The organism is Candidatus Paralachnospira sp. LCP21S3_A2 (assembly GCF_052118925.1).
In the GTDB taxonomy this organism is placed as follows: Bacteria; Bacillota; Clostridia; order Lachnospirales; family Lachnospiraceae; genus Lientehia.
The window spans coordinates 24,972-40,381 of the sequence record NZ_JBQKGG010000005.1 but is presented as its reverse complement, the minus strand read 5'-3'; the positions used below and the strand labels follow the sequence as shown (position 1 = coordinate 40,381).

Genomic DNA, 15,410 nt, shown 5'->3' with positions numbered 1-15,410 from the left:
TATGAAACAAAAATGCTGAAAAATGCAAAAGCTTTTCAATATAACAAAATGCCCCGGTTTCCCGGGGCACATGTGATATCCAGTCCGAATAAAACTGGATTTTATTTCTGATGCTCAAGAGCAAGGGTAACGGTTGTGATGTCACATACCTCAGCAGGTCCGTAGTACTGGATCGCACCGGGATATACGAAGCAGGTATCCTTTGCCCACTCATCGCGGTGTGCTTCAAAATATTTGAAAGGAGCACCATCCAGCTCTACAAGGGCCTTCTTGATAACGGGCTTGTCTTCGCCGTGACGTCTCTCGATGTTCATCATCTTGGTGATAGGCATGCCGCCGGCTACCCATTCACTTGCCGGTGCGGACAGGTTGGAAACCTTGGAAAGGTATCCGGTGTAGCCGTACTGAATCAGCATAAATGCGTTGTAGCCCAGAGAGTAGCAGTAGTCTGCGTCAAAGTTGGACGGGAAAGCACATCTTCCTTCATAACCGAAGAAATGATGAAGGGCATTGAACTTGCCGTTGTAGGTGCCGGCTGCTCTTCTTGCTTCCAGCTTGTCCTTTACAAGAGCGGAGAACAGCTTCTCGGACTCGATCAGGGAAACCTGTACGTTGCCGTGAGGATCTCTCTCTAAGAATAACTGCTGCTGGATCGTCGTGGGAAGGATCTTGAATACTTCCATGGAAGCGGCAGTTAAGCCTTTTTCAATGAATGCATACTTATCAGCCCAGGAAGAAAGCGCATTGAACTCATCAGCCTTGCTTCCGGCCAGAAGCTCGTTGATCTCCTGGATCAGAACGGAGAATTCGGGAACAAATTCCACAACGCCCTCGGGAATGATCGCAACACCGAAGTTCATGCCCTTTGCAGCTCTTGCAGCTACGGAATCAGCGATGTAATCGGCAATCTGGGAAAGGGACATTTTTTTCTCGGCAACTTCCTCAGATACCAGGCAGATGTTGGGCTGGGTTTTTAAAGCACACTCCAGGGCAACGTGGGAAGCGGAACGTCCCATAACCTTTACGAAGTGCCAGTATTTCTTTGCAGAATTGCAGTCTCTTTCGATATTTCCGATGAGCTCACTGTAGGTTTTGGTAGCGGTATCAAAACCGAAGGAGCATTCGATATCTTCGTTCTTTAAGTCGCCATCGATCGTCTTCGGGCAGCCGATAACCTGAACACCGGTGTTGTGAGCAGCAAAGTACTCAGCCAGAACTGCTGCGTTTGTATTGGAATCATCACCGCCGATGATTACAATCGCAGTGATTCCGTGCTTCTTGCATACCTCGGAGGCAATCTTGAACTGCTCCTCAGTTTCCAGCTTGGTTCTGCCGGAGCCGATGATATCGAAACCGCCGGTATTGCGGTACTGATTGATGTATGCATCATCAAAAATAATATAATCGTCTTCGATCAGACCACTGGGACCGCCCTTGAAACCGTAAAGAACGTTTTCCTTATTCGTAGCCTTTAATGCATCATACAGACCGCTGACAACGTTATGTCCTCCGGGAGCCTGTCCGCCGGAAAGGATTACACCGACAACCTGCTTCTTGTTTTCGGAAGTATTCTGACCCTTTTCAAAGGTAATCTCATTCTTTCCGTAAGTATTAGGGAACAGAGCCTTGATCTTGTCCTGATCAGCAACACTCTGAGTGGCTTCTCCCTCTTTTACACAGATATCCGCAATGCCGTGACGGAGCATTCCGGGAAGCTTGGGGGAATAGTCATATCTTGCTTTCTGCAAAGGTGAAATATTCATGGTACAATCTCCTTTTTAATAGTGTTTTAGTCCACAAAAAGGATTTTAATACATTTCAGGAAAAATGTAAACTGTAAACTTTTCGTCTGCAATTCATTGCCCCTCCCGGAGTACTTGTGGTAAAATAAAATTGTTCGCGCAGATAAAAATCCGGGAACGGTTGAGATTCGGAAAAATCAGTAAGGGGACGTAATCCGGCAGCAAGGAACGGATAACAGAGAATAAAAAACAGAGTATGAAAGGATCAGAGGATGCTGACAGAAGTGACTTATGAACGGTACTTTAGAGCACATTATCAGGAGGCGTTGGGCTATGCATGCAAAAAGATCCCGGTATTCAGTGATGCAGAGGATCTGGTGATGGAAGCCTTTGCCTCCTGTTATCAGAAGCGGGAGCAGTTCAATGAGGAGAAGGCGTCGTTCCGTACCTGGTTTTTTGTTGTTCTCGGAAACAAGATCAAAAATTATTACCGGGATCACAGGGAACAGGAGGAGCTGGATGATTCTTATCAGTCACCGGGAGTCTTTGAGGATGAGATGGCGGAGGCTCAGTATATTTCTTCCATGCGAAGCAGGCTGGCAGAGGCTCTGAAGACTCTGAATGATACCCAGCAGAAAATTCTGATCTTAAAATATTTTAAAGGATTTGAGAACGGGGAGATTGCAGACCGCCTCGGGATCAGGCCGGGAAATGTGCGCATCCAGGCCATGAGGGCGCTGGGAAAGCTTCGGGATTATTGTGAAGAACATAACATCAGATGGGAGAAATAGCAATGGCTCAGATATACAGAAAAACCTCATTGGAAAGGCTGTCCAGCCCGGAACAGCTGGATACCGAGCTTCGGATCACTTCGCCTTTATCCTGGCTGGCGCTTCTTGGAGCAGCGCTTGTGTTTGTGGCGGTAATTTTCTGGAGCATATTCGGAACACTGCCTGAGACGCTCCAGGCAAGCGGGATGGTGGTATCCGAAACCAATCTGGGAGTGATCTGCGCGGAGAATTACGGAACCGTGAGCAGGCTTGAAAAGAAAGCGGGAGACCAGGTGCAGGCCGGCGAGGTGACGGCTGTGCTTAAAGGAGGAAACGGGACAGAATACCAGGTCCTGGCAGAGCAGAGCGGTCAGGTGACGGCAGTTCTGGTGGAAGCCGGAGAGGAGATTTATCCGGGAAAGGAGCTGATCCGGTATACGCCACAGGCGGAAAGTACCCAGGCAGCGGTATTTTATGTGCCGACGGTCAAAGCCGGCCAGTTAAAGAAGGACATGAAGGTGCTGATTTCACCCGAGTGGGTGGATGCTCAGAAATATGGACATATGGAGGCATGGATCGAAGAGGTAGGAGCCTATCCGGCAGAGAATCCGAATCTCTGGTATGTTCTGGGAAAGGATAATCAGGTGTCAGAGCAGTTCCTGGCAGAGGGACCTGTGACGGCAGTGGTATGCCGCCTGCGGACAGATGCTGCTTCTCAGAACGGTTATTACTGGAGCAATGAAAACGGAAGGAAGCTGACGCTTTCAAACGGAACCTTTGTGTCCGGAAAGATCATTATCAGTGAAAATGCACCGATCACAAAGCTGATTGGAAGCATGAAGGATAAACTGGAGGATTAAACATGGGAGGAATGTATGCAAAAACACCGACGGTTTATCAGCTTGAGGCGACAGAATGCGGTGCGGCTTCCCTGTCGATGATCCTTGCGTATTACGGAAAGCATCTTCCGCTGGAACAGCTTCGGATCGAGACCGGTGTTTCCCGGGATGGATGCAGCGCCGGAAATATCATGCGGGCGGCAAAAAAATATGGCATGGAATGTCATGGCTACCGAAAGGAGCCGGATGCACTCCGGACACAGAAAATGCCCTGTATCATTCACTGGAATTTTAATCATTTTGTGGTGCTTGAGGGCTTTAAGGGAAGGCATGCCTATATCAATGATCCGGCTGTGGGAAGACGGAAGCTGACGCCGGAGGAGCTGGATGAATCCTTTACAGGGATTGTTCTGACCTTTCAGCCGGGAGAACGGTTTGAAAAACAGAAAAAGACAGATACCTGGAAGTCCTTTATCGGACAGCGGCTGGAGGGACAGTATGGTGTCCTTGGAAAGCTTCTGGCGGTGGGACTGCTTTTAAGCTTTCCGGGGATTCTGATCCCGGTGCTGTCGCAGGTGTTTCTGGATGAAATCCTGATCGCGGGAAATCAAAGCTGGTTTACAAAGATTCTTTTATTTATGGCGGCAGCAGTGCTTATGCAGATCTGCCTTTCTCTCTATCGGGACCGGCTGCTGGCAAGACTTCAGAAAAAGATGGTACTGCTGTCTGCGAATTCGTTTCTCGGAAGAATGTTCCGTCTGCCCATCAGCTTTTTTGATCAGCGGTATGTGGGTGATCTTTCCGGCCGTGCGGCTAATAATGCCAGTGTCAGTGATTTTCTTGCAGGAGATCTGGCGGAGACGATCCTGAATCTGCTGATTGCGATGTTTTATCTGATCCTGCTGCTGTTATACAGCCCGATCCTGACGCTGATAGCTGTCCTTTCGGTAGGCCTGGATCTGGCAGTGGTAAAGATGACCTCCGGAATGATCGCGGATTCTGGCATGAAGCTCTCTCAGGATGCCGGAAAACTGAGCGGCGCAGTCTGTGCGGGGCTGAGTATTACCAGTACCCTGAAGGCCTCCGGTGCGGAGAATGAGTATGTGGGACGGATCCTTGGATATCATGCAAAGGTGGAGCAGATGAATCAGAAGCTCGGCCGGAATCAGCAGATCCTCGATGCCGTTCCGGATACCGTAAAGATGTGCACGGAGGTGCTTCTTCTGCTGGTCGGTGGATCCCTTGTGATTGACGGGAAGATGAGCATCGGTATGCTGGCGGCGTTTTTATCCTTATTTGGTTCATTCCATGAGCCGGTCGAAAAGCTGGCCGGTTTCATGAAAAAGATCCAGACGGCAAAGGCAGATATCAGCCGTGTGGAGGATATTATGAATTATCCGGAGGATGAACGGTTTTCCGGTGAAACGGAAAAGAAAACCTTAAAGACAAAGCTGGAGGGTCAGGTTGAGTTAAGGGACATCTCCTTCGGCTACAGTGCCCTAAAGCCGCCGATCGTGTCGGGCTTTGATTGTCGGATTTCGTGTGGCTCTTCCATCGCCTTCGTGGGCTCTTCCGGCTGCGGAAAGTCTACGGTTTCCAAGGTGATCAGCGGACTTTATAAGCCATGGACCGGCCAGGTCCTGTTTGATGGAATTCCCATGGAGCAGATCCCGGCGGAGGTTTTAAATGCCAGTGTATCCACCGTCAGCCAGAGTATTACCCTGTTTTCAGACTCCATCCGAAACAATCTGACCATGTGGAATGACAGCATTTCGGAATCCGACATGATTGCGGCGGCAAAGGATGCCTGTATCCATGATGTGATCTCCCAGAAGCCGGGAGCTTATGATTTCCGTCTGGCGGAGGGAGCCTCCAATCTGTCCGGCGGACAGAGACAGCGGCTGGAAATTGCCCGTGCGCTGGTGACAAATCCGACGGTTCTGATCATGGATGAGGCAACCAGTGCGCTGGATCCGATTGTGGAAAAACAGATCATCGACAACATCAAGCGGCGCGGCTGTACCTGTATCATCATTGCACACCGGCTCAGCGCGATCCGTGACTGTGATCAGATTATTGTCATGGAGGAGGGACAGATTGTCCAGCGTGGAACCCACCGGGAGCTGGCGGCCGCGGAGGGACATTACCAGACCTTTATCCAGAACTTATAGACAGCGAACAGGGAGACAGAGTATGGAAGACAAGAAGACGATTTCTTTACAGGGCGGAGAATACTTCCTGACAGAAGAGATGACCAGTGCGTACCGGATTCTGGGTGGTACCGCATTTCTTTATATTGTTCCGCTTCGAAAAAAAGAGATCGGAAGACGTTCCTTTTTATATGAAATAAAAGCAGGAGAGGTGATCCCCGGATTCTGTCATCAGGACATGGACTACTGCCAGTGGCGGTTCTGTATTGTGCCGGTAGAGGCGGTTTCGGTAGAGGTCATTCCCTTCGGCAGCACCAGAGTCCTGCGAGAGCGTTTTGTCAGGAAGGCGGATCTGAAAAACTATGGAAAAGAAGGCTTTGAAGGATGCATTACTGACCGCTATCGGAAAAACATTGTGGTGGAGGATGGTTTTATCAGGAGAAGCCAGAAACGGCGGATCGATGCGGCGGAGCGTACAAGGAATCTGATCCGAGGGGCATTTCGGAAAGAGGCGTCTGTACCGGAAACGGAACGCACGGGAAACCGGCTGTATGATGTCATGACAGTGCTCTGCGCGGAACGGGAGATTTCCATTGCACCATATGAAAAGGTGAAGGAGGTCTGCGGAGAAGATGGCAGTATCGCGGAAATTGCGAGACTGTCTCATTTTGCATACCGGCGGGTCCTTCTGACCGAAGGCTGGGAGCGGATGGACGGCGGAGCGCTCCTTGTTTTTAATAAAAAGAAAAAGCCGTATGTATGTCTGCCCAAAAAGCATGGTGGTTATCTGCTTTATGATACAGAAAAAGAGACATTAACTCCGGTGACGAAAGCGCTGGCGGCTGCATTGGAGCCGGAGGCGTATGTGATTTACCGGCCGCTGCCAGAGCAGGCGGGACGGCAGGAGCTGATCCGGTTCTGCAAAAAAAGCATCCGAAGGAATGATATGATCCTGCTGTTTGTGTTAACGGTGGTGACGGCGCTCATTGAGCTGCTGCTCCCGATCATTACCTCCTCTCTGTATGATGTCTATATTCCGTTGGGAGCGAAAACAATCCTGCTTCAGATCGGATGCCTGATGGGAGCATTTCTGATTGCAGATATTCTGTTCGGCATTGTGAAAAATCTTGTAAATTTCCGGATCATCAGCCGGATGTCCTGCGAGCTTCAGACTGCGGCTTATGACCGTCTGTTTAATCTTCCTGAAAGTTTTTACCGGACTTATGAATCGGCAGATCTGGCACAGAGGGTCATGGGGGCAGGTGTACTGGCGGGAACCATCGGTTCGGCGGTTCTGATGACTGCGGTCAGCCTGGTGTTTCTGGGAATCTGTCTGGGAAAGATGATCGGTTATTCCGGGAAGCTGGCCGGGGCCGGAATCGTTATGACTGTCATTTACGGGCTCTTTTATTATGGGATCTCCGTGCGGTCATTGCGTTATAAAAAGAAGGTGGTGGAGCTGGAGGGAAAAACCGGTTCCATGATGTATCAGTTCTTAAATGGGATCGCAAAGCTCCGGATCGCGGGAGTGGAGGACCGGGCCTTATATGAATATATGAAGCCCTATGTAAGCCTGCGAAACTGTGAGGAACGGAAGCGGAGGATCCTGAGTCTCGGAAAGACCATGAATCTGGTCTCCGGCGCAGTGTTTGCCATGATCCTTTATCTGGTGGTCATGAAAGGAAGCGTGGAGGTCAGTCTCGGATCATTCCTCGGGTTTCAGACGGTGTTCGGAACCTTTACGGCATCGGCCCTTCAGCTTGTTCAGGCATTGATCCAGGTGCGCAGCGCAAAGCCGGAGCTTGAACGGTTAGAGCCGGTGTTTAAGAACCGGCCGGAATTTGAGGAGGCCAGTGAGCTTCCCGGCGAACTGAGCGGTGCGGTGGAGGTCAATAATGTATCGTTCCGTTACAGTGCGGATGCTCCTGTGGTTTTATCGGATCTTTCTCTGAACATCCGGGCCGGGGAATATATCGGGATCGTCGGAACCTCCGGGTGCGGCAAATCAACCCTGTTAAAGCTGCTTCTTGGCTTTGAAAAGCCGGTTTCCGGGAAGATTTATTATGACAATAAGGACATTGACAGTCTGGATAAGCGGGAGCTGAGGAGAAAAATGGGGGTGGTGCTTCAGGACGGAAAGCTGATTTCCGGAAGCATTTATGAAAATATCACCATCATAGCTCCGGAAGCTTCCATAAAGGATGTGGAGCGTGTTGTGGAGGCAGTTGGATTAAAGAAGGATATTGCGGCCATGCCCATGGGACTCCACACGATGCTCAGCGAGGACTGCGGAACCATTTCCGGAGGTCAGCAGCAGAGGATCCTCATTGCCCGGGCGATCATCTCCAACCCGAAGATCCTGCTGTTTGATGAAGCCACAAGCGCGCTGGATAATGTAACCCAGCGTATGATCTGTGATACGCTGGAGGCTATGGATTCTACCAGAATTGTGATTGCACATCGTCTCAGCACGGTGATCCGCTGTGACCGGATTCTGGTGCTGGACAGGGGAAGGATCGCAGAACAGGGCTCCTATGAGGAGCTGATGGAGAAAAAGGGCCTGTTTTATGAACTGGCAAACCGCCAGCTTTCATGAATCCGGTCTGGCAGCATAACGCGTTTTGGCCGTGCCGGCATTCTCCGGTAAATTTTTTAAACTTTTAAAAAAAATCCGGAAAAGCCTGTAACAGATTTCCGGATCATGTGTATAACTAAGTGACAGCGGGAGCTGATAAAAATAAAAAAGCGGAGGAATGGATCATGAATGAGAATAAGTTAATGGAAGAGTTAAAAAAGGTAACCGTAAAGGAAGAGCAGGTAAAGCGTCTGGTAGAAGCAGAATCTCTGGAAGCATTCCGGCAGATCCTTGCAGAGTGCGGAGCAGAAATCGGTGAGGAAGAAGCAAAGGGGCTTTACGAGGGCTTGAAGGAGCAGAAGGACGGAGAGCTTTCGCTGGACAGTCTGGATCAGGTATCCGGAGGAATTGCACCGGCAGTGGTAGCCATCGGAGCCGGAGTAGCATTTTTATACGGCTTCTACAGAGGAATGCGCAAAAGATGCTGATTCCTGAGAAAGACGGAGCATTGCGGGCGGAAGGAAGAAAAACGCGCCGAACCATCGGGCAGCATAGATAAAGGAAAAAGATCAGAGCAGAAACAGAAAATCAAAACAAAACACAGAAATCAGGAGGAGCATGACATGACAGAAATCAGTGTAAAGGTAATGGAAGACGCATTTCAGGATCAGGAATTTGAGGAAAAGGTATTAAACTGTGAGAGTAAGGCAGAGTTAAAGGAGTTGTTTGCATCCAAGGGAATTGAGATGAGTGACGAAGAGATCCGACAGATGGTGGAGCATGTAAACAGCCTTCTGGAGAATGGAGATGAGCTTTCTGAGGACAGCCTGGATCAGGTGTCCGGCGGAATCGGTATCGTGGCAGCCGGAGCGATCATTGGAGGCGCGTATGTTGCAGGACGTTTATATGCCAGATATGCAAAAGGCAGAATGGGATGGTGCAGACGGTAAAGGGGTCACGTTTCCACAGAAAAAACCGTCAGCTAAAGCTGACATACCGGGCTTTAAACAAAGAAGCGGTAGGATGGAGTTTGGAAAAACCGGAAGAACAGGCGGCCTATAAAAGCCGTCTTCTTCTGATATGTTCGCAAAAATGCCAGAAAGAAAAGGAATGTTGGAAATGGATATGGAAAAGGTTTTGAAGCTGGCGGCAAAAACACAGGAGTTTGCGCCAAATGACGAACTGACAGAACTGGTGGAGGCGGTGGATGATGAGCTTTCTGAGGAGGATCTGGATCTTGTAGCGGCGGCATCAGCGGCGCCGGATTATAAAAAATTTCTGGATTATATGAAATCGCATCAGACGGACAAGAGCTGAAGCCGGACGGAAAACTTGCAGAAGAATACAGGAGTTTATGATGATAACAAGAGAAATGGTTGATGGGGTTCTGGAGATCCTTCTGGATGGAACCAGAGTGCTGTGTATCCGGGAACAGATGAAAGACGATATTTTTTACATGGAAGCGGAGGGAGAGATCCGCAATGAGGTTGCTCATGAGTTTGAAGATGAGCTTATGGCAGCCGTCTCCGTATGCAGAAAAATCCGGCTGGATCTGTCAAAGATCACGTATCTGGCCAGTGGTGCGTTACGGAGCCTTTTGTCAGTGCAGCAGATCATTGATGAACAGGAAGGTGCTGAGATGATATTGGTCCATGTCTCAGAGCCGGTCATGGAGGCATTAAAGGAATCCGGATTTGATGAGATCCTGTTTATTGAAGAGGATTGATGAAACGTGACAGAAAACAAACAGATGGAAACGAGGTAGAGCTGTGAGACGATGCTCCGTAAAGCCCTATGAAGGGCAGGAAGCTTATATTTTTATCAGCTATTGTCATAAAGACAGAGCAAGCGTTTTTCCGATCATTGAACAGATGGCACGGGATGGTTACCGGGTCTGGTATGACGAGGGAATTGATCCGGGATCGGAGTGGCCGGAAATCATTGCCAGTCATTTAAACGGAAGTGCTGCCTGTGTAGCGTTCATTACGGAAAATGCAGTAAACTCCCATAATTGTAAACGGGAGATCAATTTCGCATTATTAAAGAAAAAGCCGTTTATTTCAGTGATCCTGGAGCCGGTTCAGATGTCCATGGGCATGGAAATGCAGCTGGCGGCGACCCAGGCGATTTTTAAGTATACGCTGGAATCGGAAAAAGAATTCTATAAGAAGCTGTATGCGGCAAGGATGCTGGAATCATCCATGGGCCTGCCGGATGCGCAGATCGAGGTTTCCCGTCCGGAGGATTACGAAACGGAGGAGGAAAGCCTGTTTGAGGAGACGCGTGAACCGAGAGACAGCTTCAGTGATAAATGGTTCCGCAGTGAACCGGAGACAGCGGATGCGAACACCGACAGTCAGGCGAAGGAAACAGAACACCAGATGGAGCGAAAACTGAAAGCGGCGGAAGAGGCACGCTGTCAGGCAGAGGCTGCGCGGCGGGAGGCGGAAGAAAAGCTGAAGGCGGCAGAGGAGAAGCACCGCCAGGCGGAAGAAGAAGCAAAGCGTCAGGCAGAGCAGAAAGCGGCGGAAGAAGCGCGCCGGAGGGAAGCAGAAGCAAAGCGTCAGGCGGAAGAGGCCGCACAGCGTCAGGCAGAGCAGAAAGCGGCGGAAGAAGCGCACCGCCGGGAAGCAGAAGCAAAACGTCAGGCAGAAGAGGCCGCGCGGCGGGAAGCAGAAGCAAAGCGTCAGGCAGAAGAGGCCGCCCGGAGGGAAGCAGAAGCAAAGCGTCTGGCAGAGCCGGAACGCCATCAGACACCGGAGAAAAAAGAGAAGAGGGGCATCTGGCTCATACCGATTGTGCTGATCGCAGTCATTTATGTATGCCTGAATGGAATTCCAAAGCTGTTTTTTGGGGGGAAGATGGAAATCAGCGGACAGAAGGTGGAGAAGGATGCTGAGAATCTGTATCTGTCGAATAAAATGCTGACGGCAAAGGACATGAAGGCCCTTTCTTCCATGAAGAAACTGGAGGCTGTCTATCTGACAGACTGTACGCTTGATGATGAAGCGGCAGCTGCCATCGGGACGAATGCAGAGGGACTGAGGATCCTTTGCATGGAAAACTGCACGGGAGTGGAAAACTATCAGTTTCTGTCCGCTCTGGAGAAGCTGGAGAATCTGCGGATCAAAAACTGTGGATTAACAGACAGTCAGTTTTCGGCCATTGATCTGTCAAGACTGTCCGAATTAGATACAGTGGATCTGAGCGGAAATGCAGATTTGACAAATCTGAGTAATCTGACAAATCTGGCCGGCAGTCTGTACCGCCTTAATGTCAGCCAGACCGGTGTTTCGGATTTCACTCCCTTATCGGACTGTACATCCCTGGAATATTTGACGGCAAATGAACTGGGGCTGGGAAGTCTGGAAAATCTGGTCGGTGCGGTACCGTCTCTGAGTGATCTGGCGGCGGAACAAAATGAGATCACGGATCTGTCTCCGCTCTATGCGCTGCCGGGGCTTCGGGGACTTGATGTCTCCGGAAATCAGATTACGGATCTTGCTCCGTTATCCGGAATGGAAGAGCTGGTGAACCTGAAGGCAGATGATAATCAGCTCACATCCCTGGAAGCACTGGTGTCCTGTAAATCGCTTCAGACGATCAGCGTAAGCCGAAATCAGCTGGAAACCCTTTCCGGTCTGGAACAGGCACTGCGACTGACCAGCCTGAAAGCAGATGAGAATAAAATTTTTGAATTGAACGGAATTGAAAACTGTACGCTTTTGAGTACGGTTTCCATCGATGGCAATGCGGTCGCTGATCTGTCGGTGCTGGCAAAAAGCCGGGAAAAGCTGACGTACCTTTCCTTCCGAGATAATCTGGTGACAGATCTTTCTCCCCTGACCGATATGAGTTCACTGAAGAAACTGAAATTTGACCGGAATTATGTGGAGGATCTTTCTCCCCTGAAAACGATGACCGCTCTGGAACTGATTTCGGCGGATGAAAACGGAATTTCTTCGATTGAGGAGATTTGTTACTCCAGGCATCTTCGTGATATGAGCTTTGCCGATAACCAGATCACAGATATGCAGCCGCTGGTGGATCTGGGGATTCAGGCGGAACGGGATTTTGATGTAGTGGATCTGAGCGGAAATCAGATTTCTGAATTAAAGCTCCCCGGAGCCCAAAAAGTCGAATATCTGAATCTCTGCGGAAATCCGCTGACTTCTTTTGCTGCTTCCTCCTCAAAGCGAGGATGGGAAATCTACTTTGATTATGCAGCCGGGGCCGATATGGAAAGTCTGGAGAAGCTGTTTACATTTTATAACGTGGTTGATTGTCCTCTTGACGAACAGGTAATGTGGGAGAAAACCCTGAGCGGGATACGGTTTATGACTGCGGAAGAGGCGAAAGCCGACATGGAAAGCTGGAAGGTAAGCTCCGGATTTTAACGAGAAAGCGTGGAGCTTTCGGTGATAATGGAGGAACTGTATTATGTCACAGAAACGAGCAGAAGAATATCTGGAGAAAAAAGGCTTTTTGGATCATGTGATCCGCCTGGAGCATTCAACGGCGACGGTGGCCATGGCAGCGGAAGCGCTGGGGGTGGAACCGGGAATGATTGCCAAGACCATGTCCTTTCTCCAGGATGATCAGCCGGTGCTGATCTTAACCGAGGGAACAGCAAAGGTTGACAACCGGAAATACAAAGCTGCCTTTCATGTAAAAGCGAAGATGATCCCCTTTGATGAGGTGGAAACCTGGATCGGCCATGCGCCGGGCGGTGTCTGCCCCTTTGGAGTCCGGGAGGGAGTCCGGGTGTATCTGGACGAAAGCCTGAAACAGTTTACGACCGTTTATCCGGCAGCCGGCGATGACCACAGCGCAGTGAAGCTGACGATTCCGGAGCTGGAGGAAGCCGCCGGGGCGATGGGCTGGGTAGATGTGTGCAGGGAGACCGTGTAGAGGGGAATCCTGCCGGGACTTGCAAAAAGCGCCGGAACGCTGTATGATAGTGACTATAGCAGAGTTCTGCCGCGTGACTGGAAAAAACGGCAGGAAATGAGAAAAGAGGAGAATTATTATGACAAGAAAGAAGACCTATACGAGAACAGCGGCCTCTGTAAAAGCAGCAGAGACAAAGAAAGCACCTGAAGTTCAGAAAGAAGCCGGGACGGCAGAAGTAAAAACCGAGACAGAAGAGGTAAAAGCGGAAGCAGCAGAACCGAAGGCGGAGGAAGTGAAGGCTGAGGAGACAGTAAAGGCCGAGGAGCTGGTTTCCAAGACAGCGGAAAAGGCCGCAGAGGCAGCCGGAAAGGCAGCAGAAGCAGCAGAAAAGACCGGGAAAAAGATCGCAGCGGCAGCAAAGAAGGCAGTAAAGAAGACTGCGGCGAAGAAGACAGAAGTAAAGACCGGAATTTCGGTTCAGTACATGGGCAAGGATGTTTCCGATAAGGAAATGATCGCGCTGGTAAAGAAAGACTGGACAGCGAAAAAAAATAAGATCGGTGACATTAAGAGCATGCAGCTGTATGTCAAGGTTGAGGAAAACAAGGTATATTATGTTATCAACGAGACTGAGACCGGAAGTGTTGATATTTAAGGACTGAGATTTATTATATGAAAAAACACAGAAGATGGATCGGTATTCTGGCGCTTCTTCTGGCGGCCGCTCCGGTGCTCGGAGCGATGGCAGCAGGAGATGATCTGGAGGAACGTGCCAGTCAGGCAGAGTCTCGGGCGAAGAGCCTGGAAGAAGCCAGCGAACGGCTGGCGGGATATCTGAGTGATCTGGAAGCACAGCTTGATGATCTGGATGCGGAACTGGAAGCACTGGCAGCTCAGAAGACAGAGCTGGAAACGCAGCTTGCGGGAACCGAACAGGAGCTGGAAGCGGCCAAAGAGACGGAGAGCACCCAGTATGCGTCCATGAAAAAACGGATCCAGTATATGTATGAAAACCGGGATGGTGGATTTGTCGGGCTGATTTTTTCAGAGGACAGCCTTTCAGGGATTTTAAACAAGGCAGAATATGCTGTGGAGATGGCGGACTACGACCGGAATATGCTGATGGCCTACAAGGCGACCAAGGAGCTGGTGGCGCAGAAGGAAAGTGATCTGCGTGCGGAGCAGACCAATCTGGATCAGAATATGGCGGATACGCAGGAAAAACAGAACGAGGTTCTGGCGGCCATCGCCGATACCGCAGATAAGATGGATCAGTGCAGCGGAGATCTGGAGGATACGAAGGGACAGCTGGCTCAGTATCGCTCGGAGCTTCAGAAACGGGAGCTGGAGGCGGAGGATAAGCTGGCACAGATTGAGAACGGAAATCAGACGGCAGACAACCGCTCGGATTCGTCACAAAATGGAAGCCAGAATTCCGGAAACAGTTCGGCAGAGCCGTCCGGAGAGGCTCCTGCGCCGACGCAGGCACCGCCCCAGACACCCACAGAAGCACCAACCCAGGCACCGACCAGTGCACCGACACAGGCTCCTGCACCAACGGAAGCACCAACCCAGGCGCCGACGCAGTCCTCCGATGAGTTTGATTATTCGGCGTACAGCGATCTGGAACTGATGGCAGCCATGATCTACCGGGAAGCTAACATGGAGCCCTGGGAAGGGAAGGTTGCTGTCGGAAATGTCATTATGAACCGGATCGCCAGCAGCCGGTATCCGAATACCATGCTTGGCGTGCTGTCCCAGAAGAGACAGTTCAGCCCCTGGGGATATCCCAAGTATCAGAAGGCCCTGAAAAACGGTGTACCTTCGGAGTGTACCAGAGCAGCCCAGGTGGCCATGAGTGGATCCGAAAACTATATCGGCGGTCTGCTCCATTTCCGGACGGTGCTTCCCGGCTATGACGGGATCATTATCGGAAGTCATGTGTTTTATTAAAGGAAAGCAGTGTGTTATGCTTCGGTTCGGATCATACAGACTGCTTTGCCGGTTTGAATAATGTGTTTAATCTGGTTTTAATCTTTCATTTTCGGTTCAAAGAACAGAGAACCGAGATAACCGAAGATCAGCGCCCCGCTGATTCCTGCGGCACCGGCTCGAAACCCGCCCAGGAAGAGGCCGAGGGCGCCTTTTTCGTCAATGGCGTCCCTTACACCGCGAAACAGTGTATTTCCGAAGCCGAGAAGAGGAATCGAGGCGCCGGCGCCGGCCCAGTCGATAAAGGGCTGATAGAGCCCCAGAAATCCAAGAACAGCTCCGGTACAGACAAGGAGCACCATAATGCGTCCGGGCATGAGCTTCGTATGATCCATGAGGATCTGAACCAGCGCACAGATCGAGCCGCCAATGAGAAATGCTTTAAAAAAATCCATAGTACACCACCTTTCTGTCATAAGAACAGTGTGTGCACTATGGATCTTTTTATA

14 protein-coding genes are annotated in these 15,410 nt (G+C 50.3%); 12 read left to right on the top strand and 2 right to left on the bottom strand.

The annotated features are described in order from the left end of the window. Positions 1-101: 101 nt before the first annotated feature. The gene (locus ACTQ3K_RS05855) at positions 102-1,763 is read right to left on the bottom strand and encodes a diphosphate--fructose-6-phosphate 1-phosphotransferase (RefSeq protein WP_441566391.1); all 1,662 of its coding nucleotides are present in this window, start codon (positions 1,761-1,763) and stop codon (positions 102-104) included. Between the two features lie 251 nt (positions 1,764-2,014). Between ACTQ3K_RS05855 and ACTQ3K_RS05850 the strand changes: the two genes are divergently transcribed. The 12 genes from ACTQ3K_RS05850 to ACTQ3K_RS05795 all read left to right on the top strand — a co-directional run bounded on the left by ACTQ3K_RS05850 (position 2,015) and on the right by ACTQ3K_RS05795 (position 14,922). Continuing rightward, on the top strand, positions 2,015-2,533 hold the full coding sequence (locus tag ACTQ3K_RS05850; RefSeq protein WP_441566393.1) for an RNA polymerase sigma factor: 519 nt from the start codon (positions 2,015-2,017) through the stop codon (positions 2,531-2,533). Between the two features lie 2 nt (positions 2,534-2,535). Then, positions 2,536-3,372, top strand: coding sequence for a biotin/lipoyl-containing protein (locus ACTQ3K_RS05845; RefSeq protein WP_441566394.1), 837 nt, complete (start codon positions 2,536-2,538; stop codon positions 3,370-3,372). Positions 3,373-3,374: 2 nt separating this feature from the next. Continuing rightward, positions 3,375-5,522: an NHLP family bacteriocin export ABC transporter peptidase/permease/ATPase subunit gene (locus ACTQ3K_RS05840; protein WP_441566396.1), complete on the top strand. Its 2,148-nt coding sequence runs from the start codon at positions 3,375-3,377 to the stop codon at positions 5,520-5,522. Positions 5,523-5,544: 22 nt separating this feature from the next. Beyond that, positions 5,545-8,097: an NHLP bacteriocin export ABC transporter permease/ATPase subunit gene (locus tag ACTQ3K_RS05835; protein WP_441566397.1), complete on the top strand. Its 2,553-nt coding sequence runs from the start codon at positions 5,545-5,547 to the stop codon at positions 8,095-8,097. A gap of 164 nt (positions 8,098-8,261) precedes the next feature. Next, entirely contained in the window at positions 8,262-8,564 is a 303-nt protein-coding gene (locus ACTQ3K_RS05830; RefSeq protein ID WP_441566399.1) for a class IIb bacteriocin, lactobin A/cerein 7B family, read from the top strand. A 135-nt stretch (positions 8,565-8,699) separates the two neighbouring features. Next, complete coding sequence (locus tag ACTQ3K_RS05825; RefSeq protein WP_441566401.1) at positions 8,700-9,026, top strand: hypothetical protein; 327 nt, start codon at positions 8,700-8,702, stop codon at positions 9,024-9,026. Between the two features lie 169 nt (positions 9,027-9,195). Next, the gene (locus ACTQ3K_RS05820; RefSeq protein ID WP_441566403.1) at positions 9,196-9,393 is read left to right on the top strand and encodes a hypothetical protein; all 198 of its coding nucleotides are present in this window, start codon (positions 9,196-9,198) and stop codon (positions 9,391-9,393) included. A gap of 37 nt (positions 9,394-9,430) precedes the next feature. Further along, the gene (locus ACTQ3K_RS05815; protein ID WP_441566405.1) at positions 9,431-9,802 is read left to right on the top strand and encodes an STAS domain-containing protein; all 372 of its coding nucleotides are present in this window, start codon (positions 9,431-9,433) and stop codon (positions 9,800-9,802) included. 43 nt (positions 9,803-9,845) lie between these two features. Beyond that, complete coding sequence (locus tag ACTQ3K_RS05810; RefSeq protein ID WP_441566407.1) at positions 9,846-12,473, top strand: TIR domain-containing protein; 2,628 nt, start codon at positions 9,846-9,848, stop codon at positions 12,471-12,473. 43 nt (positions 12,474-12,516) lie between these two features. Further along, positions 12,517-12,987 (top strand): YbaK/EbsC family protein, encoded by a 471-nt coding sequence (locus ACTQ3K_RS05805; protein WP_441566409.1) that lies wholly within the window; start codon positions 12,517-12,519, stop codon positions 12,985-12,987. Between the two features lie 118 nt (positions 12,988-13,105). Then, positions 13,106-13,624 (top strand): DUF6465 family protein, encoded by a 519-nt coding sequence (locus ACTQ3K_RS05800; RefSeq protein ID WP_441566411.1) that lies wholly within the window; start codon positions 13,106-13,108, stop codon positions 13,622-13,624. A gap of 17 nt (positions 13,625-13,641) precedes the next feature. Continuing rightward, entirely contained in the window at positions 13,642-14,922 is a 1,281-nt protein-coding gene (locus tag ACTQ3K_RS05795; RefSeq protein WP_441566413.1) for a cell wall hydrolase, read from the top strand. 77 nt (positions 14,923-14,999) lie between these two features. Here the strand turns inward: ACTQ3K_RS05795 and ACTQ3K_RS05790 are convergent, their stop codons facing one another. Beyond that, positions 15,000-15,356: a SpoVA/SpoVAEb family sporulation membrane protein gene (locus ACTQ3K_RS05790; protein ID WP_441566415.1), complete on the bottom strand. Its 357-nt coding sequence runs from the start codon at positions 15,354-15,356 to the stop codon at positions 15,000-15,002. Positions 15,357-15,410: the final 54 nt, after the last annotated feature.

Excerpts from the sequence above, each read along its gene's own strand:
- ACTQ3K_RS05855 (WP_441566391.1), bottom strand. The coding sequence starts at position 1,763 with ATGAATATTTCACCTTTGCAGAAAGCAAGATATGACTATTCCCCCAAG.
- ACTQ3K_RS05850 (WP_441566393.1), top strand. The coding sequence starts at position 2,015 with ATGCTGACAGAAGTGACTTATGAACGGTACTTTAGAGCACATTATCAG.
- ACTQ3K_RS05845 (WP_441566394.1), top strand. The coding sequence starts at position 2,536 with ATGGCTCAGATATACAGAAAAACCTCATTGGAAAGGCTGTCCAGCCCG.
- ACTQ3K_RS05840 (WP_441566396.1), top strand. The coding sequence starts at position 3,375 with ATGGGAGGAATGTATGCAAAAACACCGACGGTTTATCAGCTTGAGGCG.
- ACTQ3K_RS05835 (WP_441566397.1), top strand. The coding sequence starts at position 5,545 with ATGGAAGACAAGAAGACGATTTCTTTACAGGGCGGAGAATACTTCCTG.
- ACTQ3K_RS05830 (WP_441566399.1), top strand. The coding sequence starts at position 8,262 with ATGAATGAGAATAAGTTAATGGAAGAGTTAAAAAAGGTAACCGTAAAG.
- ACTQ3K_RS05825 (WP_441566401.1), top strand. The coding sequence starts at position 8,700 with ATGACAGAAATCAGTGTAAAGGTAATGGAAGACGCATTTCAGGATCAG.
- ACTQ3K_RS05820 (WP_441566403.1), top strand. The coding sequence starts at position 9,196 with ATGGATATGGAAAAGGTTTTGAAGCTGGCGGCAAAAACACAGGAGTTT.
- ACTQ3K_RS05815 (WP_441566405.1), top strand. The coding sequence starts at position 9,431 with ATGATGATAACAAGAGAAATGGTTGATGGGGTTCTGGAGATCCTTCTG.
- ACTQ3K_RS05805 (WP_441566409.1), top strand. The coding sequence starts at position 12,517 with ATGTCACAGAAACGAGCAGAAGAATATCTGGAGAAAAAAGGCTTTTTG.
- ACTQ3K_RS05800 (WP_441566411.1), top strand. The coding sequence starts at position 13,106 with ATGACAAGAAAGAAGACCTATACGAGAACAGCGGCCTCTGTAAAAGCA.
- ACTQ3K_RS05795 (WP_441566413.1), top strand. The coding sequence starts at position 13,642 with ATGAAAAAACACAGAAGATGGATCGGTATTCTGGCGCTTCTTCTGGCG.
- ACTQ3K_RS05790 (WP_441566415.1), bottom strand. The coding sequence starts at position 15,356 with ATGGATTTTTTTAAAGCATTTCTCATTGGCGGCTCGATCTGTGCGCTG.